Below are 23,925 nucleotides of genomic sequence, written 5' to 3'. Positions count from 1 at the left end.
ATTTTCCTCAACTTTGACGCCTACACCCCCATCGCCGCGCCGTCCGGGCTGCTATTAGTCCCCTTTACGCCTTCCGACCAGCGAGGTCTTCCCCAAGTTCGACCCGCGTATCGCACGGCAGGATCGGCGTCAGCCTTACCCCCCAAAAAAAAGCGAACCCCCGCGCGCCGGGAACGGCGGCACGGGGGTTCGGCGAAGGCGATGGAGCTCAGCGGGCCTGCATGATCTCCCGCATCAGCCGGGCGGTCTCGGACGGCGTCTTGCCGACCCGGACGCCGACCTTCTCCAGGGCTTCCTTCTTGGCCTGCGCCGTTCCGGCGGAACCGGAGACGATGGCGCCGGCGTGGCCCATGGTCTTGCCCTCCGGCGCGGTGAAGCCGGCCACGTAGGCGACCACGGGCTTGGTGACGTGCTGCTCGATGTAGGCCGCGGCCCGCTCCTCGGCGTCGCCGCCGATCTCACCGATCATCACGACCGCGTCGGTACCCGGATCGTCCTGGAACGCCTGGAGCGCGTCGATGTGCGTGGTGCCGATGACCGGGTCGCCGCCGATGCCGACCGCGGTGGAGAAGCCGAAGTCGCGCAGCTCGTACATGAGCTGGTAGGTGAGCGTGCCGGACTTCGAGACCAGGCCGATGCGACCCTGGGGCGTGATGTCGGCGGGGATGATGCCGGCGTTGGAGGCGCCGGGCGAGGCGATGCCGGGGCAGTTCGGACCGATGATGCGGGTCTTGTTGCCCTTTTCGACGGCGTAGGCCCAGAACTCGGTGGAGTCGTGAACCGGGACGCCCTCGGTGATGACCACGCAGAGCGGGATCTCGGCGTCGATGGCCTCCTTGACCGCGTCCTTGGTGAACGCCGGGGGCACGAAGACGACCGACACGTCGGCGCGGGTGGCCTCCATGGCCTCCTTGACCGTGCCGAAGACGGGCAGGTCGAGGTGGGTGGTGCCGGCCTTGCGGGCGTTGACGCCGCCCACGACGCGGGCGCCGGCGGCGAGCATGCGCTTGGCGTGCTTGGTGCCCTCACCGCCGGTCATGCCCTGGACGATGATCTTGCTGTTCTCGGTCAGCCAGATTGCCATTACGCACCTACCGCAGCGAGCTGGGCGGCGCGCTTGGCCGCGTCGTCCATGGTGTCGACCAGTTCGACGCCCGTGAGCTTGGCGTCGTGCAGGATCTGCCGTCCGAGGGCGGCGTTGTTGCCGTCGAGTCGGACCACCAGCGGGTGGGTCACGGCCTCGCCGCGCTCCTCCAGGAGCTTGAACGCCGCGACGATGCCGTTGGCCACGGCGTCGCAGGCGGTGATGCCGCCGAAGACGTTCACGAAGATCGACTTCACGGCCGGGTCGGAGAGGATGATCTCCAGGCCGGAGGCCATGACCTCGGCGGAGGCGCCGCCGCCGATGTCGAGGAAGTTGGCGGGCGACGGCTTGCCGGCGAAGGCCTCACCGGCGTAGGCGACCACGTCGAGCGTGGACATGACCAGGCCGGCGCCGTTGCCGATGATGCCGACGTTGCCGTCGAGCTTGACGTAGTTGAGGTCCTTCTCCTTGGCCTTGGCCTCAAGAGGGTCCTCGGCCGCCTTGTCGGCGAACTTCTCGTGATCCTTCTGGCGGAACTCGGCGTTGTCGTCGAGCGTGACCTTGCCGTCGAGCGCCTTGACCTGGCCGTCGGCCGACAGGATCATCGGGTTGACCTCGACCAGCGTGGCGTCCTCGTCGACGAAGCAGCACCAGAGCTTCTCGATGAGCTCGGCGGCGCCGTCCAGCGACTTCTCCGGCAGGCCGCCGGCGACGGCGATCTCGCGCGCCGTGGCGCGGTCGATGCCCTTGATGGCCGAGACGGGCACCTTGGCGACCTTCTCGGGGGTGCTGTGGGCGACCTCTTCGATGTCCATGCCGCCCGCGGCCGAGCAGATGGCGAGGAACGTCCGGTTGGCACGGTCGAGCAGGAAGGAGAAGTAGTACTCCTCCGCGATCGCGCTGGCCTCCTCCACAAGCACCTTGTGGACCGTGTGGCCCTTGATGTCCATGCCCAGGATGGCGGTGGCCTTGTCCACGGCGTCGGTGGCGTCGTCGGCCACCTTGACCCCGCCGGCCTTGCCGCGCCCACCGGTCTTCACCTGGGCCTTGACCACGACACGGCCGGTCAGCTGTTCAGCCGCCGCGCGTGCTTCCTCCACGGTGTGGGCGACGATGCCGCGCGGCACCGGGATGCCGTAGTCCGCGAAGAGCTCCTTCGCCTGATGTTCGAACAGGTCCACGAGGGTCCGTCCTTGCTATTCCGACTGAGTGTTCGACGGCCCGGGCCACCCCGTGCGTGCCGGGCGTTTTCCGCCAACGAAGCCTAGCCCCAAGCTTGACCTGCCCAGGTCATCGGGTCACGCGAATCCCGTGATGTGACGGTGATCTCACCTCGCGATGATGCCCTGGCATATGTCAATAAGGGGGCATAAATGAGGCGATTGATCGCCGTTGCCGCGGCGGCTGCCGCGATGATCGTGGCTCCTCCGGCCTTCGCCCAGGTCAAACCGGTGGACGCGCTCAAGAAGCAGTTCGTCGCCGGTCAGGGCGTCAGGGTGAAGGAGGTCTCGCGTACCTGGTCCGGCAAGAAGGAGTACATCGGCGCCGTGCGCGAGGGCGTCGTGGCGTTCGGGCCGAAGGGCGTCACGGGAGCCGAGACCAGCCGCACCCCGGTGCTGTCGGCGAGGCTCAAGAAGCAGCTCGCGGCCCAGGTGAAGGACAACCCTGAGATGGCCGACGCGGTCGAACTGCTCACCGAGCGCACGTACATGGTCAGCACGGGCAGGCACTACTACGTTCACGGCGGGCTCTTCTCCCAGCTTCTGCCCGACGACAAGTTCTGGGTACGCGGTGACGGCGACCCGTCGTTCGCGGCCATGGGCGACCAGCTGATCAACGTCTTCGAGCCGGCCACGCTCAAGCACCTTCTGGCCACCGGCAAGCACACGGGCCCGCGTTACCGCGGCACGCTCACCTTCGCCGAGCTGTACAAGGTCTCGCCGTCCTTCCGCGTCCAGTTCGGCCCGAAGCCGACCGGCAAGATCGGCAAGTCGCCCATCTCGTGGCGGCTGACGCTCGGCGAGGGGCAGCTCCCCCAGCGCCTGGCGATCGACTGGACGATGCCGCTGTTCAAAAAGGTCACCATCAGGGGCACGACCGAGACCCGCTACTCCGACTGGGGCGCCGACGTCTCCGTCAAGACCCCGACGGCCGAGTCGATCATCAGCATCGATGACCTGGTCAAGGAGACCTTGAGGCCGCCGACGCCGATCGACAAGAACTACGTCGCGGTGCCGCCGAGCGACGACGGCACGGTGCAGTAGCGGCTCATGGGGCCGGAGCTCTGCATGGTTTCTGCATGGAAACTCCCATAACAGATGGGTTTAGGGAGACCATGCCGTGATCTACGATTGCCAAGCTTCGGCCCCATGAAGCGCATCTTCGCCGGCGTCGCCCTCACCGTGGCCGCCGCAGCCCTCACCGCCGCCCCCGCTCAGGCGGCAGCGCCCAAGGATCCCGTCGTGGCGCTCAAGAAGCAGTTCGTCGCGGGAACCGGTGTGAAGTTCGTCGACCGCACCATCCTCTCCAACCGGGGCCAGCGCGAAATCTTCATGCGCCGCACCGGCACCTTCGCCTTCTCCAAGGCCGGCCTCGCCGCCTCGGACATCACCGGCAAGTTCAACTTCAAGCAGTCCGACCTGCCCGATGACGCACCTGACCTGCTCAAGGGCCTGTTCTCGCCCGAGCGGACCATCCGCATCGGCACCACGTCGTACATCTCCGGCGGCATGTTCGGCACCCTGCTGCCCGAAGACAAGACGTGGATCAAGTTCCCCAAGGGCCCGACCGGCGGGCTCACCGGCCTCTACGGCCAGATCATCAACATCACCGAGCCGAACACGCTGAAGACCCTGGTCAAGAGCGGCAAGGCGATCAAGGGTGGCTACGCGGGCGCCATCACGGTCGGCCAGCTGAACAAGGTCTCCGCCTGGTACCGGGCCTCGCTCTTCGAGAAGCCGACCAAGAAGCAGCAGAAGGTCGTCATCAGCTGGAAGCTGCAGCTTGACGGCAAGGGCCTGCCGAAGCGCCTGGTCACCACGTACTCGCCGGCCGCGATCGGCATGACCGCCGAAGGCAAGGAGACGCTGAGCGTCGACACCCGGTACACCGGCTGGGGCTCCAAGGTCACGGTCACCGCACCGCCCGCCGACGAGGTCAGCACCGAGTTCAAGGACGGCACCAGCGAGATCCCCGACGGCCTGACGCTCCCCAACGGCGACGTCGTCGCCAAGTAGCCCTTTCCGCATTCGCGGCTGCTTCTCGTAGTTGCAGGAGCTTCCGCGGTTGCGGCAGTTTTCGCACTCACGGCGGGCCGCATCCAGCGCGCCCGCCGCAGCTTTCCCGCCGTCACGGTCGCTTTCCCGCCGTCACGGTCGCTTTCCCGCCGTCACGGTCGCTTTCCCGCCGCCACGGTCGCTTTCCCGCCGCCACGGTCGCTTTCCCGCCGTCACGGCGGTTTTCCGCTGTTACGGCAGGGCCGCGCCCACCGCGCCCCGCCGTACCCCATGCCCGGCCTCAAGCGCCGCCCGGCAGTCTCACGTGGTCCCCGCCGTGACGCCGCTCCCTTGACCGGCCGACGGCGTTCACGCCAGGCGGGTGTCCCGGATCCGCGCCCATTCCAGCGAGTGCCGGATCCCCTCGGCGACCGTGTGCTCGGCCGTCCAGCCCAGGAGTTCACCGGCCAGCGTGCTGCGGGTGTAGGCGCCGGCCACGTCCCCGGGCCTGGCGGCGGTCTCGACCACCTCGACGGGCCGGTCCACGACCGCGTTGAACGCGTCCGCCAGCTCCCGCACCGTCGTGCCCTCGCCCGTGCCCAGGTTGATCACCTGGGCCTGCGAGATGACCGTGTCGAACCGCTTGAGCGCGGCCACGTGCGCGGTGGCCAGGTCCCAGACGTGGATGTAGTCGCGGATGCCGGAGCCGTCGCGGGTCGGCCAGCCGGTGCCGGTGATCTGGAAGGGCTCCCCCAGCTCGTACGCCTCGATCATCTTGCCCAGCGCGTGGCTCGGGCGGCGCAGTTGAAGGCCGGTGCGCATCTTGGGGTCGGCGCCGATCGGGTTGAAGTAGCGCAGCGACAGCACGTCGATCGGCTGGGTGGCCGCGATGTCGGCGAACATCGCCTCGCAGTGCGCCTTGGTGCGGGCGTAGGGGCTCTGCGGGTCGAGGCCGGACTCCTCGTCCACGGTGAAGTCGTCGCCCGCCCGGTAGATCGAGGCGGACGAGCTGAAGATCAGGCGGCGGCAGCCGTTCCTGATCAGGTGGTCCACGAAGTCGAGGCTCTTGGCGACGTTGGCGCGGTAGTAGCCGACCGGGTCGGCCACCGAGTCGGGCACCACGATCAGCGCGGCGCAGTGGATGACCGCCTCGATGTCCGGATGGTCGGCGAAGATCCGGTCGATCAGCGTGCCGTCCGCGATGTCGCCTTTGTAGAAGTCCCGCTCCTCGGCGAACTCCCTGCGACCGGTCACCAGGTTGTCCAGGATGACCGGGGCGATCCCCGCGTCCTGGCACGCCGAGGCGATCGTGCTGCCGATGTAACCCGCTCCACCGCTGATGAGTACTCGCACAGCCCGCACCCTACCCATCGCGGCCCAAGCGCCGCGCCAGAAGCCGTTGCAAGATCGTTACACGGATCGGACGCACCAACCCCGCCCGTCACTTGTCTTACTTCTGGAACGCACCACCCTCTTTGTCCCCGGAGTACCCACGTGAGATTGCTCGTCGCCGTGGCGCTGGCATGCGGCCTGCTGGCCGTACCCTCTGTCGCGCACGCGAAGCCCGCCGCGGCCGTCACCGCCGCTGCTGCGAAAAAGCTGGATATCGCCGACATCACCCCAATGGGGCAGGACAAGGAGAAGGTCGGCGTCGGCTTCCCGATCATCGTGACGTTCGACCGCGACGTACAGGACAAGGCGGCGGTCGAGGCGCTGCTGCAGGTCCAGTCGGAGCGGCCGGTGGACGGCGCCTGGCGCTGGGTGTCGGCGCGCAAGGTCATCTACCGCACCAAGTTCTACTGGAAGCCGCACCAGAAGGTCACCTTCACCGCCCAGCTCAGCAAGCTGGCCGGCAACGAGTCCGTCAAGGACGTCACCCAGCGCTTCGCCGTGGGCCCCGCGAACATCTCCGTCGTCGACACCCGCAAGCACGTCATGCGCGTCACCCGCGACGGCAAGCTCGCCAAGAAGATCCCGATCAGCGCGGGCAAGGGTGGCCTGGTCAAGAACGGCGTCGACGTCTACCTGACCACCAGCGGCATCCACCTGGCCATGAACAAGAAGCCCATCGAGACCATGACCTCCTCGTGGCTGGGCGTCACCGACCCCAAGGACCCCCGCTACTACAAGGAGGAGATCCCCTGGGCGGTCCGGATCTCCGACAGCGGCGAGTACGTCCACCAGAGCGCCGGCTACTACCACTTCCTCGGCCGCAGCAACCAGAGCCACGGCTGCGTACGCGCCACCCCCGCCGGCGCCAAGTGGTTCTACGGCATCGCCCAGCGCGGCGACGTCATCAAGATCACCGGCACGAAGCGCAAGCTCGACTGGAACAACGGCTGGAGCTACTGGCAGCTCAACTGGACCGAGTGGAAGAAGGGCAGCGCCCTGCCCCGGTAGGCATTCAGCGATCACCCCAAAGGGAACGTTTCCGAATAAACCTACTTGCGATTGACGATTAATATCGGCTATCAGTATTCTCCTTCAATGACCGAGACCGTCGACCTGGTGGACAGCGGCGGCAGAATTGCCATTCCCGCGATTCCGCGATACGACATCGGCCGATATCACGATTTCTATCTTCAGATAGTAATCGTCGTCATCCACAATGCTCGCGGTGAGATCCTGGTGCACCAGCGGTCGCTGTGCAAGGACGTGAATCCCGGCGACATCGACCACGTCTGCGGGGCCATCATCTCAGGCGAGACGCCTCTCGATGCGGCGAGGCGGGAGGTTCGCGAGGAGACAGGCGTGTCCCTGCGCGAACTCACACTGCTGAGCCACGGACTCAACTCCTATGGGCGTTACCGCTATCTGCTGCTCGGAAGCACAGATGAGCAGCCACGTCAAGATTCCGTGGACGCGCAAGAAGTGGCCTGGGTTGGCTATGATCGCCCAGAAAGCCTAGCGCTCAAGTGCAGTAGCGGCGAACTCACGTTCACTGACGGCTTCTTCGAGGATCTACAAATAGCCAGACCCTATCTGCCGGATCGCGACTATTAATGACTACAATGCGGCCATGTCGGCTCCAATTCCCTCCGAGCTGATCGACTCCGTCCGGCACGGAGAGACAATCGTCTTCTGCGGCGCAGGGCTTTCAGCCCAAGCCGGATTGCCCACTGGTGTCCAGCTTGCCCACGGCCTCTCCGATCGCATCGACGGCTTCGACGGCAATAAGGACGACCTGGTCGAGGTCTCGACGACCTACTCGGCCATGCGTGGCCGGCACGCCTTGCTGACGTTCCTTCTCGGCCGGGTGAACGACGATCGGTTACCGCCGACCGCAGCCCACCTCGCTCTGTGCGGGCTTCCCTTCACCGCGTATGTCTCCACGAATTGGGACCATCTGATCGAGCGCGCACTCCACGTTCATCGCATACGTCATCGGACGCTGGTCACTGACTCCGAGCTGCCCTTCCTTCAGAGTGCCGAGGTGCCCGTGATCAAACTGCACGGCACCCTGGCACGCCCCGACACCATCGTGGTGACCGACAAGGACTACTACGATCTGTTTGCCGTTCGTCCCGGGCTTGCATCCTTGGTCGACGGGTACTTCGCCACCAAAACGCTGCTGTTTATCGGCTACGCACTGAATGACCCTGATTTCAAGCGGATCTTCTACACATGCACGCGGCGTTTTGGACCCTTGCGGCGCCGGGCCTACGCGGTTCAACGTGGCGTCGCCGCGGCCACGATCCAGGTGTGGCGGGAGGAACATGTCGATGTCATCGACCAGGACGCACTCAGCTTCTCTCGCGACCTAGCCGCGGCCGTCTGATCCGCTTCACACTCGGGACGGCTTCCGCGGGCAGTCCGCCGGGTGGAGGAAGGCCGAAACGGCGTTGGTCAGCATGAAAGCGGCTTCCGCCAGCGCAACGGTTCCGGCCTGCCGTTCCAGGACCTCAACCTCGCACAGCCGCCTAACCTTCCCCAGTATTTCGTCGATGCGCGAACTGAGTGAGGGAATGGGGTCAGGTAGCGCGACCGGACTTCCAGAGCGGAGCCCACCGATGATGCGCCGAATCTCGACGTCGTCATTGGTCAGGTGAAACACGGTGTTCAGAGCGTGATCGACCTCCATCCAGGAGATTCGGTCGTCAGCCAAAACCCGCTGGTATCCGGCCACGTTGCGGGCACGTTGCGCGAAACCCGACGGCAAGAATGAATAACTTCCGGAGCCGAGACCCAGGTGCCGAAAATCCCTGTAACGATGCGCCGCCCATTTGTGCCTGTGCTCCGGGCCTCGGACGAAGGTCGTGCCGGCGCTGGAGCCGTACCCCCTGTCATAGAGACCGCTCTGTACATGCCACAGCGCCTCAGCGACCAGCGTGCGCCCGGGTAGCTCGTCCGCGCGGCGGCGCGTTGCCGGAATCCGGTCGACATCCCAGAGTTGGTAGACGCTCACACTCGGCAGCGTCAAACCGCGGCGGCGAAGGACATCCACTGCGCGCAGGATGCCGTGCGCCTCCTCCACCATCGTGGTGGGTGCCTGTGGATAGCCGAGCACGAAGTCCACGTTGTAGCTGGGGACGAAAGTGTCTGCCGCCCTCAGGAGATCCTCGGTCGTGTGGATCCCGGTCCTTCCCATTCTGCGCAGCGTGCGGTTCTGCCAGCTCTGCACCCCGATGCTCACCCGGGAAACGGGCAGGTGCACCCGTGACGTGAGGGTGCGCAAGTAGGACCGCCATTGCGACGCGTCACGCGCGCCGTCCGGAGCGCACTCCATCGTCACTTCCACCGCGGAGCTCGCGGCTATCTGGTCCAAAAGACCACTGACCTGCCCTAGCTCAAGCATGCTCGGTGTGCCGCCGCCCAGGTAGAGAGAAGTCAGCCGTGCGTTGGGGATCTGCTCATCCAGTATTCGAACCTCGTGACGTAAGGCCGCAAGATAGACCTCGACTTCCTCCGCGTCCCGGCTCAACTGCCGATGAAGGCTACAGAAGTTGCAATTCATCCTGCAGAACGGAACGTGCAGGTACATGCTGAAGTCACGCCAAACCTGCAGAGACTTTCCAGTTACACCACCGCATTCACCGTCACGTAGCGCCCTATACGGCGGTGGATAGGTGTAGGTAAAACTATGCTTGGCCGGTTCCAGCTCTTGCGAGATTTCACGCAGCTGCGCCTCGTGCCACATGGGATACCCATCCCGAGCCAGGGGACCTAATGATCGCCCACTAGCAGCTTCTCGTCAAGGCGAAGCAGTTAACACCGTCTCAGCCTTCTCAATAGTCCTCCGTCGCCACAATCGGCTCCCAGAAATCGCGGACACGCGCGTCCACGGCGCCGGGACACCAGGCTTCGAAGACACAGCGGTCCATCGTAGGTATTGATAGGTAGGACGTAAAGGAATCGTTCTCCATCTTCCCGCTGGTGCACACGGGAGCATTTCTGCAGCAGCTCCGCGCATGAGCCCACAACAGCACATCGAAGTCGAACATTGGCATGTCCGCAATTTTGGGCAGCATAGCGCAGACCCGCATTGAAGCCTTGCGAATGACAGCTTCTACGATCGGCTCCACACGTTCCCTGTTTCTGAGCCGTCGATTTGTCTCCGCATCCTGCACCACGATGCAGCCAGTGCGCATGAGCACCCGCATCCGATGATAATCGATCATGGGCAGGATGTTCTCATCATCCTCGATGTGCCATAGCCCCGAAAAGTGCACTGTCATAAGAAACGCGCTGCTCTTCTTTTGCAGCACGTCACGGAACGCTGGCAGCCTTTCGAGGAGCGCGTAGGCACCCTCGGTCCCGCCCACGGCATTGTCCGCCTGGCGGAGCAACCTCAACACACTGCCATCGAACTGGCTGGAGAGCTCCGCGGCCGTCTCGCGGAGAATCTCCGCGCGCCTGGGTAGGTCTGCCAGGGACATTTCGGTTCGTGTGCTGTGGGCAGAGAGCAGCACATCGAGATCCCGCGCGGAGCACCGTGCCATGACTGCCGGATCGAGCGAACCAGGGGCCAGCGCCGCCTGTCCGACGAATGCACGCAGAAGGAAATCCCAGCCCTTGAAGTATCTTCCGGAGAAGTATCCAGACAGGCCACCTTTAGTAGAGTGGCAAATGGCAGCTGCCCACAGATATGCACGCAAGGCAGTCTCGTCATCGGCTCCGGTCATCGGCGTCAGTTGCGCCGAGAAGTCTTCGGCCAGCTTCAGTTGCCCCATGGTGTCGGCCAGTAGCCGCATCCGGGCCTCGTCGATGACGACAGGGAAGGCCGCTTTTCTCTCCGTCATGATGGATTCCTCAGTCCCGTTCCGACTGGCGAGCCAGTGAATATGCCATCCGGAAGCCGACATATTCATTGCGCGTGTCCGGAGCAAGGGAGTACTTGTTGCTCACCGCGCTGGCTCCTTCCGCCGATCCCGCCCAAGAACCACCCCGTGCACATTTATGCTGACCCCTGCGCGGTCCCACCGGATCTTGGTAGCAGGTGGTGTCGTGCGTAGAAGCCCACCAATCCGATACCCAGTCAAAGGTATTTCCGCACATATCGACCACACCGTAGGGGCTGTCGCCGCCTGCTGGAGAGTATTGCCCAATGGCGGTCGTCTTACCCGGGCCACCCGTCCGCGTGTTCGCTTTGCGGGAATCATATTGGTCACCCCATGCCCACGGATGCTTCTGCTGTGCAACAGGATCCCAGCCGGCCGCCTTTTCCCATTCGGCCGCGGTGGGAAGCCGGACAGGGCGTTGTATTCTTTCGCCATACCAAGCGCAAAAGGCGTTTGCTTCGTGCCAGCTGATCTGGGTCACCGGATGCTCCATGAGGCGAAGCGGAGGATTCTCGCTGCCCCAATGCTCAGGCGACCTGGCCAGGCCTGCTCGGACGAAATCAGCGTACTCCAGATTGGTCACAGGGAACCGCTGAAGCGCATAAGAAGACACATGGACGCGGTATGCCGGTTGCGAGTGCTCAAATCGAGGATCCTCAGTGCCGAAAAGGAATTCTCCGCTGGCAATCACCACAAAATCGTCATCCGTCAAGGTCGCAGCAGCCTCGTAGTGTCCCCGGGTCAGACGCTGTGCCGTACGGCGGATGGCTGGGTAGGCACTCTCCAGACACCTGTCCAGTATGTCGGCCTTGCTGGCATGATCGGCGGCCATCAGCCAGTCCAGCGCGGCAAGCTGGGCTTCGGGATCAGCAGACTCGATGAGCAGAACAAGCTCACGGCCGATGTCGAGTCCGGCGAGTGCGGCCGTCTCCATCCACCAGGCCACATTCTCGTCCCGGTGGAGGGCCGTTCTGAGCGCCACCCGTGCCTGCTCGGGAGAGAACGAGATCTCCTCCCGATATCTCTCGATCGTGGCCCATTGGATCGGCCCCGGCAGTGCCCTCAGCCGGTCGAAGTCCATCACGGACTGATGGAGAATCTGCCGGGCGTACTTCCGCTCCACCTCAGCAGGCTCGATCCATGCCCAGATCTTCTGGGCGAGCAGATCGTGGGCAAGCTCCAGGACTCGATCACGTCCGGGAACGGGACGTATGACCCGCCATTTGACAAGCTCGTCGATGACTTGCTGAAGCGTCGCCGAGGAAACCGTGACACGGGTCATGAGCGTGTCACGCTCGATCTCCGTGGTGGTCATCATCGCCTTTGTCCGGTCCGCCGAGACCATGCAAGCGAGGATGACCTTTGCCACCTCACGTAGGTCGGGACGCAGTTGTTCAAGGGTGGAATCGAGATACGCCGCGAGGATGCCGGAGGTGCCACCGAGTCGCTCGTAGGCGTCGAGCCCAAGAACGGACGAGCTGTTCACGTGGAGCACATGGCAGACGATCTGCAGTTGCGCCGGATCTATGCCACCGTTGTCGAGGTCATCCAGCAGGCGGCTGACCAGTGCAGGTGCGATGTCGATGGCGAAGCGCTGCGCGGTCGAGGCGAAGAACTGCATCGCCTGCGAACGCGTGAACGGACGAACCGCATAGCGATTCTTGAACACATGGTCTATCGGCGGCTCAAGTTCCAGCAGGCAGTGCAGGAAGTCCTCGCGTATGACCACGACCACTCGCAGATCCAGAGATTCGCTGGCAAGGCACTCGCTGAGCTGCCTTGCGAACTGTTCGCGCGACTCAGGTCCGACCCGCATGAAGAACTCTTCGAACTGGTCGATGATGACGACGGTTGGTTTACCGGGCAGCGTCTGCCGGAGCGCGTCGTGCAGATCATCCGATGCGACATGGGCCCCCTCAGGCCCGATCGCCGCCAGGATCTCCGTCACAGGGTGCTGAAGAGCTCTCACCGCGTACGTATTGAAGCCCTCGGCGTGCAGCTTCGGTACCAGCCCAGCATTCACCAGGGAGGTCTTACCGACTCCCGACGGGCCCACGATGAGGGTGAATGGACTGCTCACCACCATAGATGCCAGCAGGGCGGAATCGTGGTCGCGGCCGAAGAAGACCTCCAAGTCAGCTTCGGTGAAGTAGTCGAGGAACCTGAACGGTCGCAGAGCGAAAAGCTGACGATCCGACGGAGCAAGGTGGAGCGATCGTCCCCGCGGATTCACCCGCGACGCAAGCTCGGTAAGGCTCTCGGTCAATTCCCCCGAGATGAGCTCATAGCCGCGCCGCCCCCATATTGCCGCCATCGCCGGGATTTTCTGGTCGGTTACAATGTATCTTCTTCTGGAATGCGTCGGCGACGTCTGCAGCAAAGTGTGCAACATTTCGAGATACGGATCATCAAGAGCGTATCCGATAAAAACCAGAGTTTTGGTGAGCAGAATCCCCCGGACGAGGATACCCACCTGATCCATCGCCGTGGAGAACCACATGAGCTGATCCTGGCTTATCACGACGGATTCAGGTCTTGAAACGCATCCGGCCAGCTTGATGAGCCACGGCCGATGGCTGCTGGACGCGTACGCGGCGTTGATCGGATCGGCGATGACCGTGTGGCGCCGGTGACCCGCAAGGATCAGTGCGGCCTCCGCACTGTGGGACACACTTGTCGTGATCAACGCCTCTGTGCACGTCTTGGCCGCCAGCAGAAGCGCGTCCTTGACGGGAGGTCTGGACTGGCCGAGTTCCTCCTGGATCAGCCTGCCGAGCGCGTGGGGGCCGCGCATCGCCTCGTACTGGGCAGCGAGCAGAGGAAGATCACGGTAGGTCGGCCGACCGAGGGACTCGGCTCCCATTCGGTCACGTAGCACCGCCACCAGTTGCTCTGGCGTGGCCGGGCCCGCCGGTCTGCCGAGATTCAGCGAATCTCCGACGACGGGCACAACATCGCCTGCCGCCACCGCTTCCAGGAGCTCTGCGGGGAGTCGTCGCATCTGACATCACCGGCTCGGTAGTTCCGCACAACGACGATAACACTGGGACCTTGTCCCCGAGTTCGTGATGACTTCGGCGCATGGATTGAATCCACTTTATGGAAGAGCCTCAACTTTGACTCTCTCGTAGCCTCCTCAATTAACGACTGAGAGTCTGTGCATATCGCGCTGAGGGCGAAATGGCTGCTTCCCGGCACGTCAAAGCGGGCGTGAGACAGTAGGTGGGGACCAGAGGCCGGTGGCGGTGCCGGTTTTTACGTGGTGCTCGTAGACGACGACCTTGTCGTGGATCACCGCCAGGCAGGCGCGCAGGTCGTCGATCCTGGCTTCGACCTGGCGTTCGTGCTCGCGTAGGAGCGCCAGGCGGTCGGGCTCGTTGCCGGGGCCCTCGCGGACGAGGTCGGCGAAGCGCTTGACAGTCGCGATCGGCATGCCGGAATCGCGCAGCCGGTTGCACAGCAGGAGCCAGTCGACGTCGGCTCGCTCGTACGCGCGCTGGCCGCCGAGCGTGCGCGGGATGTCGCGTAGCAGGAGTCCCTCGCGTTCGAAGAAGCGCAGGGCGTGCACGCTCAGGCCGGTGGCCTGTGACACCTCGCCGATTGACAGGGGCATGCCCGAGCCTCTCCTTAGCTTGACCTAGAGTGCGCTCTAGATTTTAGTCTCCTCCGCATGACGACATACGGGGCATGGAGTACGGCCGACGAGGTGCTTGCCGGGGTGGACCTGCGGGGTTCCAACGCGCTGGTGACCGGCGGGTACTCGGGGCTCGGGCTGGAGATCACGCGGGCGCTGAGCGGGGCGGGGGCGCGGGTGATCGTGCCTGCCCGGCGTATGGAGGTGGCACGGCGGGCGCTGCTCGGGACCGAGCGGGTGGACGTTCTGGCGCTCGATCTGGCTGATCTGGCCAGTGTTCGGGACTTCTCTCCGCCGGTCGCGACGCTCGACATCGTGATCGCCAACGCGGGCATCATGGCCTGGCCGGAGACCCGGGTCGGGGACGGGTGGGAGGCGCACTTCGCGATCAACCATCTCGGGCACTTCGCGCTGGTCAACCAGCTGCGGTCGGCGCTGGTGCCGGGGCGGACTCGGGTGGTGTCGGTGAGTTCGGCCGGGCATTTTCTGTCTGGCATGCGGTGGGATGATCCGCACTTTCACCGCGGGTATGACCACTGGCTGGCGTACGCGCAGTCGAAGACGGCCAACGCCCTGTTCGCCGTGCACCTGGATCGGCTGGGGATCCAGGCGCATGCCGTACATCCGGGGAGTATCCTCACGCCGCTCCAGCGGCGGATCCCCCGCGAGGAGCAGGTGGCGCAGGGGTGGATCACGGCCGACGGGCGGCCCGCGCAGGGGTTCAAGACGCCCGCGCAGGGCGCGGCGACCGCGACGTGGGCGGCCACCTCGCCCGCGCTCGACGGGCTTGGCGGCGCCTACTGCCAGGACTGCGCGGTCGCCGCGCCCGCGACCACGGACGACATGCTCGTCGGCGGCGTCAAACCGTGGGCCGTCGACCCGGTCGGCGCCGCGCGGCTGTGGGAGCTGTCCGCGAAACTGACCGGGGTGGACGCGTTCACCTGACCCAAAGCGCACCTCCCGCCTCCGCCGGACGGGCCGCGGATCTCGCAGGGAGGCGGAGGTGATCAGGCCCTTCTCCTCGTGTCCGCCCGGGTTGTCAGCTGCCGAGGTACGCGCCGCCGTTGACGTGCACGACCTGGCCGGTGATGTGGCCGGCGCCGGAGGATGCGAGAAAGGCGATCGTGGCGGCGACGTCCTCGACCTGCCCGGCGCGGCCGGTGGCGGTCTGGGCCACCAGCGCGGTACGGCGCTGCTCGGCCAGCCCGTCGCCGAAGAACTCGGTCTCCTCGACCAGCCCAGGCGCCACGACGTTGGCGGTGATGCCGCGACCGCCGAGCTGGAAGGCCAGTTCGGCGTTCCAGGCGAGCACCCCGGCCTTGGCCGCGCCGTAACCCGCGGCGCCCTTGGCCGCGGCGATCGATCCGAGGGTGACGACGCGGCCTCCGTCCGCCAGCCGTGGCGTGAGCGCCGTCGTCAGCAGGACCGCGCCCACCAGATTGGCCTCCAGGTTGGCCAGCCACGCCGCCCGCAGCCCGTCCAGGCCCGGGTGCTCGGGACGCCCGAAGTCGGTGTTGCCGCCCGCGTTGTTGACCAGTACCTCCACCCGCTGCGGCAGTCCGGGCAACGCGGCCTCGATCTCCGCGGGCACCGTCGCGTCGAACGGCACGGCCCGCACCCTGTCCCCCAGCTCGGCCACCGCCTTGTCCAGGACGTCCCGGCGGCGGCCGGTGATCACTACGTCCAGTCCATCGGCTGCCAGCGCCGCCGCCGTCGCCTTCCCGATCCCCGTGCCGCCACCCGTCACCACGGCTGTACGCGTCATGTCCGGACTCCTTGTTTAGGCCTAAATTTCTCCTTGTACGATAGGCAACGTGACCCAGCACAGCAACCCCGACGCCGTCGACGAGATCCAACTGGCCTGGCGCCGGGAGCGTCCCGGCACCCCCGTGGAGTCGATCGGGATCATCACCCGCGTCTGGCGGGCCGCCAAACTGCTCGGCGATGAGCGCCGCCGCACGCTGGCCCGGCTCGGCATCGACGGCGCCACCCTCGACCTGCTGTCCACGCTGCGGCGAAGCGGCCCGCCGTACACCATGAGCCCGGCAGAACTGAGCACCTCCTGCCTGGTCACGGCGGGCGCCATCAGCCAGCGCGTCACCCGCGCCGAGCAGGCGGACCTGGTGCGCACCACGCGCGGCCCGCGCGGGCGCACGCAGACGGTCACCCTGTCCGATGCCGGGCACCGGCTCGTCGAGGACACCGTCGACGCGCTGCTGACCCATGAGGACGCGCTCCTCGCCCACCTCGACGAGCACCAGCGCGAACACCTGACCGTCCTGCTCCGCGACCTGCTGGACGGCCTCATCGAACGCCTCAACGCCGACGAACGCCCTGGTCAGGTCGGCGACCACCGATCTTGAACGATTCGGCGGCCGGCCTTTTTCGGGGTTAGCGCCAGGGCATGTGCTGTAGGCACCAGGTATTGCCGTCGGGGTCGGCGAAGTACGCGTAGAACACTCCGCCGAGGTCCTCGACCTCGCTGATCTCGACGCCGCGTTCGACGAGTTCGGCGCGGGACGCCTCGATGTCGGCGACCACCAGGTGCAGGCCGCGCAGTGTTCCCGGCGGCATGTCGAGGGTGGGGAGACCCTCGGCGAGGGTGATCGAGCATGCCGAACCGGGTGGGGTGAGTTGGACGATGCGGATACCGGGCTTCGGGTTGACGTCGACGTCGAGGCGGAACCCGAGCCGGTCCTGGTAGAAGGCTTTGGCCCGTTCGATATCGGTGACCGGCACCGGCACAAGCTCCAGCAACAGCGTGCCGGGCGGCACGGGTGGGTTGCCGGAATCCTTGGGGATCTCGTTGGCGGGGGTGGACGTGTCGGTCACGGATGGCGCCTTTCGTGGATGAAGGTGGCAAGACAGTCGTATTCTTCGCCGGCGTTGCGACTGACCAGGCCCGCAGGTGTTGGGAGACGGACTGGCCGGCTCATCGCGAATGGCGCGGCCAGCCGCGCGGCATCGCCGGTCGCGAGCCGGGCCAGGGTGGCCCGCCGGCTGGGGTCGACCAGGGCGCGAACGTCAAGTCGCTTGCCACCATATCGATAACCCCCCGGTTCAATAACCTAATGGTTTTATATGTGCTAGAGTCCGGATTTGTCAAGATCGCGAACGCTCTGGGGGCACCATGGGAAAGGTCTTCACACAGGCGTCGGTCTCGCTGGACGGGTACATCTCCGGGCCTGGCCAGACAGGATTCGACCGGCTGTTCGCATGGTGTACGGCCGGCACCGTCGCCACCCCCACGGCCGATCCGGACCGGCTGACCTACCGCACCTCCGAGGCGACCGCCCGATACCTGCGCGAACTCCAAGAGCGGGTCGGGGCCTGTGTCGTCGGCCGCAACCTGTTCGACCTCACCGCGGGCTGGAATGGGCGGCACCCGAGCGGCGTGCCGGTGTTCGTCGTCACCCACCGTCCACCGCCGGCCGGCTGGGAGGCCACCACGACGCCGTTCACGTTCGTCAGTGACGGCGTGGAGAACGCGATCGCGCGGGCCCGTGAGGTGGCAGGGCATCGCGACGTCGGCGTCGGCCCCGGCGGGACCGTGGCCGACGCGCTGAGGGCCGGCCTGCTCGACGAGTTGCGGATGGACATCGTGCCGGTGGTTCTCGGCGCCGGTACACCCATGCTGACCGGGCTTGGCGACACAGCTCCGATCGGCTTCGAACCGGCGGAGATCATCGAGGGGATCGGCGTGACTCACCTGATCTATCGCCGCACGCCGCAGAACCTCAGGTAACACGCAAAGACACACTGTCATGCCGTACGGCAGGCGCCAACGAGCCGCGGCTATGGCCGGCATGCCGAGGTTGACTTGGTGGGCAACACGGGTCCGCCGCAACGCGTCCGACCGCTTGTCCCGCAGGCATTGGAGGCCTGCGATCTCACCCAGCCAGCCTCGGAGGCGGCTCGACGCCTCCGCTCCTCCAGCTCATCCAAGCTCCGGCACTGGATCCGACACCAGCGACGCTCAACGACTCGATGGCCGTGTCCGGACCAGATGTCACTCAGCTTGGTCGCCGTTGAGGATGCGGCTCACCCAGTCCAGGGTTCCCGTCCGTAGAGCCTCGTCGGCCAGGCGCTTCGCGGTCGGAGTCCTGAGCGCTGCCAGGGAACTGTCGATCCAGGGCTGAACGTTCTGGTGCCCCTGCTCCCGGTACTCCGTGGCCTGGATGAGGCATTCCAGCTTGTCGGCGTCACGGGCGCAGACGGCTTCGAGGCTGGCCTTCTCCTCGTACTCGCCGACCGCTCCGCCGAGCATCTCCGCCACCGGCTCGGGCAGGCCGCGCACCTGGTCAGCCGTCACCTGCTCGTTGGGCGTCGCCTTGAGGTAGCGCTTGCCGATGTACGGGATGTCGGTGACACGGGTCTCCTGCGTGTCGTGGAACAGGCTGAGGAACGCCGCCCGCTCAGGATTGGCCCCCTCCATGGCCGCGATCACGCCGGCGATGATCGCCGTGCGGAAGGAGTGGTCGGCGATGCTCTCCGGATCGCGCACCCCCGCGATGAGCCATCCCGTGCGCTTGTAGCGCTTGAGCAGGCCGATCTCATGCAGCAAGCCGGTCAACCTGGTCAAGTCCTCCGACATCATGCGCAGAGCGTAGACGACCGCCTCCAGTTCCCGCCGCGAGAGACCGTTCTCAGCTCGTACGGCCTCGCGTCGAGAGTCTCTGCCCCTCCAACACCGTGCCCGGCCCACGCTGGGGGTCCGGGGGGTCGGGAGACCATCGGCAAGGGGGTGTGGGGAGCTCGGCTCCCTCAACAGACCAACCCCCCGGGGGGTTCTGCAACGAACCCTCCCATCGTGGCCTCCACCGAAGGCCACGTCGAGCCGCTGCGTGACTTCCCAAGATCGACGATCAGCCGTGCGTGTGCGCCCTAAGAAGTGGGGCCGATCTGACGCTGCGCCGGCTGACCGTACAGTTCGTGATAGACCTCGCGAAGCTCGTCGGCCTCGGGGACGCCGCGCTGTTCGACGCCCACGATGACCTCCTTGGCCCGCCAGTAGTTCGAGGGAACGAGCAGCCGGGTCATCATCGCCTGGAGCGCAACATGCCCGGCCTCTCCCGGCTCGCCGGTGGCGAGCAGCGCAAGGGCAAGGTCGAGGCGTGCCGAGGCGGCGCGGCGCGGGCGAGGTCCGCCGTCCTCCCGGGACTCCAGACGGTCGAGCACCTGACGCGCGCACGGTACGGCGGCCGGGTCGCCGAGCCATGCCAAGGTCGTGGCCGTGTACGCCTCGCTCTTGGCCGGGTCGTAGCGGAAGTGGTGCTCTGGCCGATCCGGCATCGGCATGGCCGAGACCAGCGCCTGGGTACGGGTGAGCGCAGCCCGGGTCTCTGCGCCTCTTCCCATGCGCGCCCAGGCGCGACCTTCTTGCCCGGTGGCCTGGATGAAGGCGGAGCTGTTGCGTGGCGCGACATCCTGAGCCCCTTGGGAGAGAACCATGGCGTGGTGGTACTCGCCCTCGGTGAGGGCCTGCCATGCCTCTGTCTCCAGACACCACGCCCTGATCTCCTGGTGCTCGGCGTGCCCGGCCAGCTGGGCGGCAGTTCGCAGCCGTGCGGCGGCGGCCGGGTATTGGCGCAGGTCGATGTGGCAGGTCGCGCCGAGCAGAGACAGCCAGCCGGCGGCCACAAGAAGCCGACGGTGCTCAGTGAGAGTCTTCTTGCCGTCGAGGAGGCGGTCGACATACTCCAGGTGCCGCCTCACCCGTCCGAGAAGCTGGGCCGGCGGCGTGCGAGGGTAGGCGGAGGCCAAGTCGTCCACCGCGAGTTCCAGCCGCTCAAGGGTCTCCTTGCCGACGTCGCTCGCTGCTGCCCGGCGGGCGAGCTCTATCGCGTCGATCTCGTCGCCAGGGTCGGTGTCGTCGGCCGGGTCGCCGAAGAGCGCATGCTCGCTCAGCCCGTACACACGGCAGTACAGCTCCGCGTACTCGTCGTCGGGCCGATGCCTGCCCCGCTCGTGGTCGCGGATGCGGCGCACCACGCTTTCCGCTTCGGGGAACGGCCTGCCCGCGACGGCCGCCAACTGGCCCGCGAGGTCTCGCTGAGACCATCCACGCCTGGTCCGCTCGGTGCGAAGCCGACGCGACCAGGCGGGAACTTTGCTCATCGCGGATACCTCCGGAGGGCGGGGGCGGACACGGCGGATGTCCGGGGTCCGCCTCCAGTGTCCTCTTCGCAGTCGTATCACGGGCGGATGAGATGGGTCTCGTGGATGAACCCGCAGGCAGTGCCACAGAGCTCAGCATCGCGACGTGCCGTCGAGCGCTGGAGTACTCGCTCGCCGAACAGGTTGGCCGGGGGCGTCGGCTCACGTGCTCACAGCTCCACTACCGTGATGTCCGCTACTCCGTGGTGGAGGCACTGGGCGGACCCGATGTCGAGGCCCTGGTGAAGCTGTTCGTCCATGGCTACGGCGTGGTTTCACCGCAGGATTGGGCGCGGGTGGGCCAACTGCTTTCCCGGGAGCAGATGTGAGCGTGATGTCGCGGCTGCGCGTGCCGTACATCACCGCCTACGACGGAGAGTTCGCCGAGCGGCCGTTCACGCTCATCCCCGACGCGTGCGCCACGGACGGCTGGAGGCTCGGGTTCGCCGGCGCCGCCGGGCAGGATTGGCTGTTCGGCGTGCTCTGGCATCGGCCGGGCCTGCACCGTGGAGGCCGCCCCGAATGGAAGATGGTCAACACGCTGCGGCAGCGTCGCTGTATGCTGCGCCTGCTCTGCCAGGTGTGCGGCGGCCCGGCCCGCGACACGTCCACCGGCCGTGTCTCGTGGCTTCTGGCCGATCCGCCCGTGACCGGTTCGACTGGCAAGCCGTTCTCCAATGCGCCGCCCACCTGCCGCGCTTGTATCCCCGGAGCGCTGGCCACCTGCCCGCGGTTGCGCCGCGCGGCCTGCGTTTACACCGCGCGGTCCGCCGAGCCGTACGGCGTGGTGGGCGACGCGGTGCAGCCCTCCCCGCAGGGCCTCGTGGAGGTGGAATGGGACCTGCACATCCCGCTGGACGCCTTCCACAGGCTGGAGTACACCCTCGCCAAGCAGCTGCTCGTGACACTGGAGGACCTTCAGCCGTCCACGGTGTGAGCGGCCATCCCCACACCCCGTCGAGCCACTCATCACCGGCCAAGTGATCGTTTCCGGCCACAGAACCACCCACAAGTACCCCGCGCCGGGCCCCTCAGGCGCGTAGCGCCCCCATGGCGAGGACCACGCTCCCCGGCCCACGCTGGGGGTCCGGGGGTCGGGAGATCCCCGGCATGGGGGCGTGGGGGAGCTCGGCTCCCCCACACAAACCAGCCCGAGCCCCTCAGGCGCGTAGCGCCCCCATGGCGAGGACCACGCCCTTCCAACACCGTCCCCCGCCCAACGCCCGGGGGACCGGGGGTCGGAAGACCCCCGGCATGGGGGCGTGGGGGAGCTCGGCTCCCCCACACAAACCAGCCCGGAGCGAAGCGGAGGACGATGCCCTCAGAGCTTTTCGAGGGGTGCGTACGCCAGCAGCAGCGTCTTCTCTCCCCCACTCCCAAAGTCGATCTTGACCTTGGTCCGCTCGGCCACCCCGTCCACCGACACCACCGTGCCCAGGCCGAACGCGTCGTGCGTCACCCGGTCACCAGGCGTCAGGTTCGGAACCGCGCGGGAGCTCTTCTTGGCCGGAGCCGGGGTCGGGTCGCGGCGGACCGCGGCGGTCCTGGCCGACTTCTCCGGGTCGGTACGCCAGTCGAGCAGCGTCGCCGGCACCTCGTTGACGAAGCGGGAGGCGGGGTTGAAGGACGGGGCGCCCCATGAGCTGCGTACGGCCGCGCGCGTGATGTACAGGCGTTGCTGCGCCCGCGTGATGCCCACGTAGGCCAGGCGGCGCTCCTCCTCCAGTTCCTTGGGCTCGCCGAGCGACCGGATGTGCGGGAAGACTCCGTCCTCCATCGCCGTCAGGAACACCACCGGGAACTCCAGGCCCTTGGCGGTGTGCAGGGTCATCAGCGTGACCACGCCCTGGCCGCCGTCGGCTTCGGGGATCTGGTCGGCGTCGGCCACCAGCGACACCTGCTCCAGGAACTCCACCAGCGTGCCCTCCGGGTTGGCCTCCTCGAACTCCTGGGCCACCGAGATCAGCTCGTTGAGGTTTTCCAGCCGGGACTCGTCCTGCGGGTCCTCCGACGCCTCCAGTTCCGCGCGGTAGCCGGTGGCGACCAGGATCTCCTCGGCCAGCGCGGACGGCGGTACGCCCTCGGCCTTGGCGATCAGTTCTTCCAGCATGGCCACGAACTCGCGTACCGCGTTCAGGGAGCGGGTGGCCATGCCGTAGGCCTCCTCGGCGCGGCGCAGCGCGTCCCAGAACGTGATGTTCTCCCGCGAGGAGAGCGCCTCGACCATCGCCTCCGCGCGGTCGCCGATGCCGCGCTTGGGAACGTTGAGAATGCGCCGCAACGACACCACGTCGGCCGGGTTGGCCAGCACGCGCAGGTACGCGAGCAGGTCCTTGACCTCTTTGCGCTCGTAGAAGCGCACACCCCCGACCACCTTGTACGGCAGGCCGGTCCTGATGAAGATCTCCTCGAACACCCGGGAGGCGGCGTTGGTCCGGTAGAAGACGGCCACGTCGCCGGGCTTGACGTCTTCCTCGTCGGACAGCCGGTCGACCTCCTGGGCGACGAACATGGCCTCGTCGTGCTCGTTGTCGGCGACGTACCCCACGATCTTGGGACCGTCGCCCTGGTCGGACCAGAGGTTCTTCGGCTTGCGGCCCTCGTTGCGGGAGATGACCGCGTTGGCGGCGGCCAGGATGTTCTGGGTGGAGCGGTAGTTCTGCTCCAGCAGGATCGTGCGCGCGTCGGGATAGTCGCGCTCGAACTCCAGGATGTTGCGGATCGTCGCGCCGCGGAAGGCGTAGATCGACTGGTCGGCGTCACCGACCACGCACAGCTCCGACATGTCGGACCCGGTGCGGACCAACTCGCCGTCGGCCGTCTTCAGCTCGGGGTGGCCGACCAGCTCCCTGATCAGGATGTACTGGGCGTGGTTGGTGTCCTGGTACTCGTCGACCATGACGTGCCGGAAACGCATCCGGTAGTGCTCGGCCACCTCGGGGAAGAGCTGGAAGAGCGTCACCGTGTTCATGATGATGTCGTCGAAGTCCATGGCGCCGGCCTCGGTCAGCTTGAGCTGGTAGGCCTTGTACGCCTGGGCGAGCGTCTTCTCCAGGTGGTTGTTCGCCCGGTCGATCGCGGTTTCGTAGTCGATGAGCTCGTTCTTGTAGTTGCTCACCTGGGCCGAGAAGCCGCGCGGCGGGTAGCGCTTCGGGTCGAGGTCCATCTCCCGGCAGACCATCGCCATCAGCCGCTGCGAGTCGGCCTGGTCGTAGATCGAGAAGCTCGACGGGAAGCCCAGCCGCTTGGCCTCCTTGCGCAGGATGCGCATGCAGGCGCTGTGGAAGGTCATCACCCACATGACCTTGGAGCGGGGGCCGATGAGCTTGTCGATGCGCTCCTTCATCTCTCGGGCGGCTTTGTTGGTGAAGGTGATCGCGAGGATCTCGCCCGGGTGGACCTTGCGCTCGGCCAGCAGGTAGGCGATGCGGTGCGTCAGCACCCTCGTCTTCCCCGATCCCGCGCCCGCGACGATGAGCAGCGGGCTGCCGTGATGGATCACGGCCTCGCGCTGCTGCGGGTTGAGGCCGTCGAGCAGTGGGTGGTCTAGAGAGACTT

General features: G+C 66.3%; 22 protein-coding genes. 10 read left to right on the top strand and 12 right to left on the bottom strand.

Annotation, left to right across the window (positions count from 1 at the left end):
- Positions 1–208 precede the first annotated feature (208 nt).
- Positions 209–1,084: a succinate--CoA ligase subunit alpha gene (sucD, locus tag ACFWY5_RS05140; protein WP_379610089.1), complete on the bottom strand. Its 876-nt coding sequence runs from the start codon at positions 1,082–1,084 to the stop codon at positions 209–211.
- Positions 1,084–2,265 carry an ADP-forming succinate--CoA ligase subunit beta gene (sucC, locus tag ACFWY5_RS05135; protein WP_379630579.1) on the bottom strand — a complete coding sequence of 394 codons (1,182 nt, stop codon included), beginning with the start codon at positions 2,263–2,265 and terminating at the stop codon, positions 1,084–1,086. Before sucC ends, sucD begins: the two co-directional genes overlap by 1 nt.
- 192 nt (positions 2,266–2,457) lie before the next feature.
- Here sucC and ACFWY5_RS05130 point away from each other — a divergent pair, with 192 nt between their 5' ends.
- Together ACFWY5_RS05130 and ACFWY5_RS05125 are read left to right on the top strand one after the other, a co-directional pair.
- The gene (locus ACFWY5_RS05130) at positions 2,458–3,348 is read left to right on the top strand and encodes a hypothetical protein (RefSeq protein WP_379610091.1); all 891 of its coding nucleotides are present in this window, start codon (positions 2,458–2,460) and stop codon (positions 3,346–3,348) included.
- 105 nt (positions 3,349–3,453) lie between these two features.
- Positions 3,454–4,320 (top strand): hypothetical protein, encoded by an 867-nt coding sequence (locus ACFWY5_RS05125; protein WP_379610092.1) that lies wholly within the window; start codon positions 3,454–3,456, stop codon positions 4,318–4,320.
- 348 nt (positions 4,321–4,668) lie between these two features.
- Here the strand turns inward: ACFWY5_RS05125 and galE are convergent, their stop codons facing one another.
- Entirely contained in the window at positions 4,669–5,652 is a 984-nt protein-coding gene (galE, locus tag ACFWY5_RS05120) for a UDP-glucose 4-epimerase GalE (RefSeq protein ID WP_379630578.1), read from the bottom strand.
- A 141-nt stretch (positions 5,653–5,793) separates the two neighbouring features.
- Here galE and ACFWY5_RS05115 point away from each other — a divergent pair, with 141 nt between their 5' ends.
- The 3 genes from ACFWY5_RS05115 to ACFWY5_RS05105 all read left to right on the top strand — a co-directional run bounded on the left by ACFWY5_RS05115 (position 5,794) and on the right by ACFWY5_RS05105 (position 8,077).
- On the top strand, positions 5,794–6,699 hold the full coding sequence (locus tag ACFWY5_RS05115; RefSeq protein WP_379610094.1) for a L,D-transpeptidase: 906 nt from the start codon (positions 5,794–5,796) through the stop codon (positions 6,697–6,699).
- Between the two features lie 87 nt (positions 6,700–6,786).
- Positions 6,787–7,302 (top strand): NUDIX domain-containing protein, encoded by a 516-nt coding sequence (locus tag ACFWY5_RS05110; RefSeq protein WP_379630577.1) that lies wholly within the window; start codon positions 6,787–6,789, stop codon positions 7,300–7,302.
- A gap of 16 nt (positions 7,303–7,318) precedes the next feature.
- Positions 7,319–8,077, top strand: coding sequence for an SIR2 family protein (locus ACFWY5_RS05105; RefSeq protein ID WP_379630576.1), 759 nt, complete (start codon positions 7,319–7,321; stop codon positions 8,075–8,077).
- A 6-nt stretch (positions 8,078–8,083) separates the two neighbouring features.
- On the opposite strand, the gene ACFWY5_RS05100 is transcribed toward ACFWY5_RS05105, so the two are convergent.
- The 4 genes from ACFWY5_RS05100 to ACFWY5_RS05085 all read right to left on the bottom strand — a co-directional run bounded on the left by ACFWY5_RS05100 (position 8,084) and on the right by ACFWY5_RS05085 (position 14,190).
- Positions 8,084–9,436 (bottom strand): radical SAM protein, encoded by a 1,353-nt coding sequence (locus tag ACFWY5_RS05100; RefSeq protein ID WP_379630575.1) that lies wholly within the window; start codon positions 9,434–9,436, stop codon positions 8,084–8,086.
- 88 nt (positions 9,437–9,524) lie between these two features.
- Positions 9,525–10,538 (bottom strand): hypothetical protein, encoded by a 1,014-nt coding sequence (locus ACFWY5_RS05095; RefSeq protein WP_379630574.1) that lies wholly within the window; start codon positions 10,536–10,538, stop codon positions 9,525–9,527.
- A gap of 10 nt (positions 10,539–10,548) precedes the next feature.
- Entirely contained in the window at positions 10,549–13,578 is a 3,030-nt protein-coding gene (locus tag ACFWY5_RS05090; protein WP_379630573.1) for an SUMF1/EgtB/PvdO family nonheme iron enzyme, read from the bottom strand.
- Between the two features lie 198 nt (positions 13,579–13,776).
- Positions 13,777–14,190: a MerR family transcriptional regulator gene (locus ACFWY5_RS05085; protein WP_379630572.1), complete on the bottom strand. Its 414-nt coding sequence runs from the start codon at positions 14,188–14,190 to the stop codon at positions 13,777–13,779.
- 57 nt (positions 14,191–14,247) lie between these two features.
- Here ACFWY5_RS05085 and ACFWY5_RS05080 point away from each other — a divergent pair, with 57 nt between their 5' ends.
- The gene (locus tag ACFWY5_RS05080) at positions 14,248–15,156 is read left to right on the top strand and encodes an oxidoreductase (RefSeq protein WP_379630571.1); all 909 of its coding nucleotides are present in this window, start codon (positions 14,248–14,250) and stop codon (positions 15,154–15,156) included.
- A 94-nt stretch (positions 15,157–15,250) separates the two neighbouring features.
- Here ACFWY5_RS05080 and ACFWY5_RS05075 read toward each other — a convergent pair whose 3' ends face one another.
- Complete coding sequence (locus tag ACFWY5_RS05075; RefSeq protein ID WP_379630570.1) at positions 15,251–15,976, bottom strand: SDR family oxidoreductase; 726 nt, start codon at positions 15,974–15,976, stop codon at positions 15,251–15,253.
- A gap of 49 nt (positions 15,977–16,025) precedes the next feature.
- On the opposite strand from ACFWY5_RS05075, the gene ACFWY5_RS05070 reads away from it, so the two are divergent.
- On the top strand, positions 16,026–16,574 hold the full coding sequence (locus ACFWY5_RS05070) for a MarR family winged helix-turn-helix transcriptional regulator (RefSeq protein ID WP_379630569.1): 549 nt from the start codon (positions 16,026–16,028) through the stop codon (positions 16,572–16,574).
- A 28-nt stretch (positions 16,575–16,602) separates the two neighbouring features.
- On the opposite strand, the gene ACFWY5_RS05065 is transcribed toward ACFWY5_RS05070, so the two are convergent.
- The gene (locus ACFWY5_RS05065) at positions 16,603–17,043 is read right to left on the bottom strand and encodes a VOC family protein (RefSeq protein WP_379630568.1); all 441 of its coding nucleotides are present in this window, start codon (positions 17,041–17,043) and stop codon (positions 16,603–16,605) included.
- Between the two features lie 298 nt (positions 17,044–17,341).
- On the opposite strand from ACFWY5_RS05065, the gene ACFWY5_RS05060 reads away from it, so the two are divergent.
- The gene (locus ACFWY5_RS05060; protein WP_379630567.1) at positions 17,342–17,956 is read left to right on the top strand and encodes a dihydrofolate reductase family protein; all 615 of its coding nucleotides are present in this window, start codon (positions 17,342–17,344) and stop codon (positions 17,954–17,956) included.
- A gap of 264 nt (positions 17,957–18,220) precedes the next feature.
- On the opposite strand, the gene ACFWY5_RS05055 is transcribed toward ACFWY5_RS05060, so the two are convergent.
- Both ACFWY5_RS05055 and ACFWY5_RS05050 read right to left on the bottom strand, forming a co-directional pair.
- A complete protein-coding gene (locus ACFWY5_RS05055) occupies positions 18,221–18,805 on the bottom strand; it encodes an HD family hydrolase (RefSeq protein WP_379610120.1) in 585 nt (194 codons plus the stop codon).
- Between the two features lie 290 nt (positions 18,806–19,095).
- Complete coding sequence (locus tag ACFWY5_RS05050) at positions 19,096–20,328, bottom strand: multiprotein-bridging factor 1 family protein (protein WP_379610106.1); 1,233 nt, start codon at positions 20,326–20,328, stop codon at positions 19,096–19,098.
- Positions 20,329–20,429: 101 nt separating this feature from the next.
- Between ACFWY5_RS05050 and ACFWY5_RS05045 the strand changes: the two genes are divergently transcribed.
- Together ACFWY5_RS05045 and ACFWY5_RS05040 are read left to right on the top strand one after the other, a co-directional pair.
- Positions 20,430–20,696: a hypothetical protein gene (locus ACFWY5_RS05045; protein WP_379630566.1), complete on the top strand. Its 267-nt coding sequence runs from the start codon at positions 20,430–20,432 to the stop codon at positions 20,694–20,696.
- On the top strand, positions 20,693–21,304 hold the full coding sequence (locus ACFWY5_RS05040) for a hypothetical protein (protein ID WP_379610108.1): 612 nt from the start codon (positions 20,693–20,695) through the stop codon (positions 21,302–21,304). Before ACFWY5_RS05045 ends, ACFWY5_RS05040 begins: the two co-directional genes overlap by 4 nt.
- A 384-nt stretch (positions 21,305–21,688) precedes the next feature.
- On the opposite strand, the gene pcrA is transcribed toward ACFWY5_RS05040, so the two are convergent.
- Positions 21,689–23,905 (bottom strand): DNA helicase PcrA, encoded by a 2,217-nt coding sequence (gene pcrA, locus ACFWY5_RS05035; RefSeq protein WP_379630598.1) that lies wholly within the window; start codon positions 23,903–23,905, stop codon positions 21,689–21,691.
- Positions 23,906–23,925 lie beyond the last annotated feature (20 nt).

Source organism: Nonomuraea sp. NPDC059007 (genome assembly GCF_042740555.1).
GTDB lineage: Bacteria > Actinomycetota > Actinomycetes > Streptosporangiales > Streptosporangiaceae > Nonomuraea.
This window is presented reverse-complemented; position numbering and strand designations above follow the sequence as displayed.

Coding starts and splice junctions, on each gene's coding strand:
- ACFWY5_RS05060 (WP_379630567.1), top strand. CDS start 17,342: ATGGGAAAGGTCTTCACACAGGCGTCGGTCTCGCTGGACGGGTACATC.
- ACFWY5_RS05085 (WP_379630572.1), bottom strand. CDS start 14,190: ATGCCCCTGTCAATCGGCGAGGTGTCACAGGCCACCGGCCTGAGCGTG.
- ACFWY5_RS05125 (WP_379610092.1), top strand. CDS start 3,454: ATGAAGCGCATCTTCGCCGGCGTCGCCCTCACCGTGGCCGCCGCAGCC.
- ACFWY5_RS05100 (WP_379630575.1), bottom strand. CDS start 9,436: ATGTGGCACGAGGCGCAGCTGCGTGAAATCTCGCAAGAGCTGGAACCG.
- ACFWY5_RS05050 (WP_379610106.1), bottom strand. CDS start 20,328: ATGAGCAAAGTTCCCGCCTGGTCGCGTCGGCTTCGCACCGAGCGGACC.
- ACFWY5_RS05095 (WP_379630574.1), bottom strand. CDS start 10,538: ATGACGGAGAGAAAAGCGGCCTTCCCTGTCGTCATCGACGAGGCCCGG.
- sucD (WP_379610089.1), bottom strand. CDS start 1,084: ATGGCAATCTGGCTGACCGAGAACAGCAAGATCATCGTCCAGGGCATG.
- ACFWY5_RS05105 (WP_379630576.1), top strand. CDS start 7,319: ATGTCGGCTCCAATTCCCTCCGAGCTGATCGACTCCGTCCGGCACGGA.
- ACFWY5_RS05130 (WP_379610091.1), top strand. CDS start 2,458: ATGAGGCGATTGATCGCCGTTGCCGCGGCGGCTGCCGCGATGATCGTG.
- ACFWY5_RS05090 (WP_379630573.1), bottom strand. CDS start 13,578: ATGCGACGACTCCCCGCAGAGCTCCTGGAAGCGGTGGCGGCAGGCGAT.
- ACFWY5_RS05110 (WP_379630577.1), top strand. CDS start 6,787: ATGACCGAGACCGTCGACCTGGTGGACAGCGGCGGCAGAATTGCCATT.
- ACFWY5_RS05080 (WP_379630571.1), top strand. CDS start 14,248: ATGACGACATACGGGGCATGGAGTACGGCCGACGAGGTGCTTGCCGGG.
- ACFWY5_RS05075 (WP_379630570.1), bottom strand. CDS start 15,976: ATGACGCGTACAGCCGTGGTGACGGGTGGCGGCACGGGGATCGGGAAG.
- ACFWY5_RS05055 (WP_379610120.1), bottom strand. CDS start 18,805: ATGTCGGAGGACTTGACCAGGTTGACCGGCTTGCTGCATGAGATCGGC.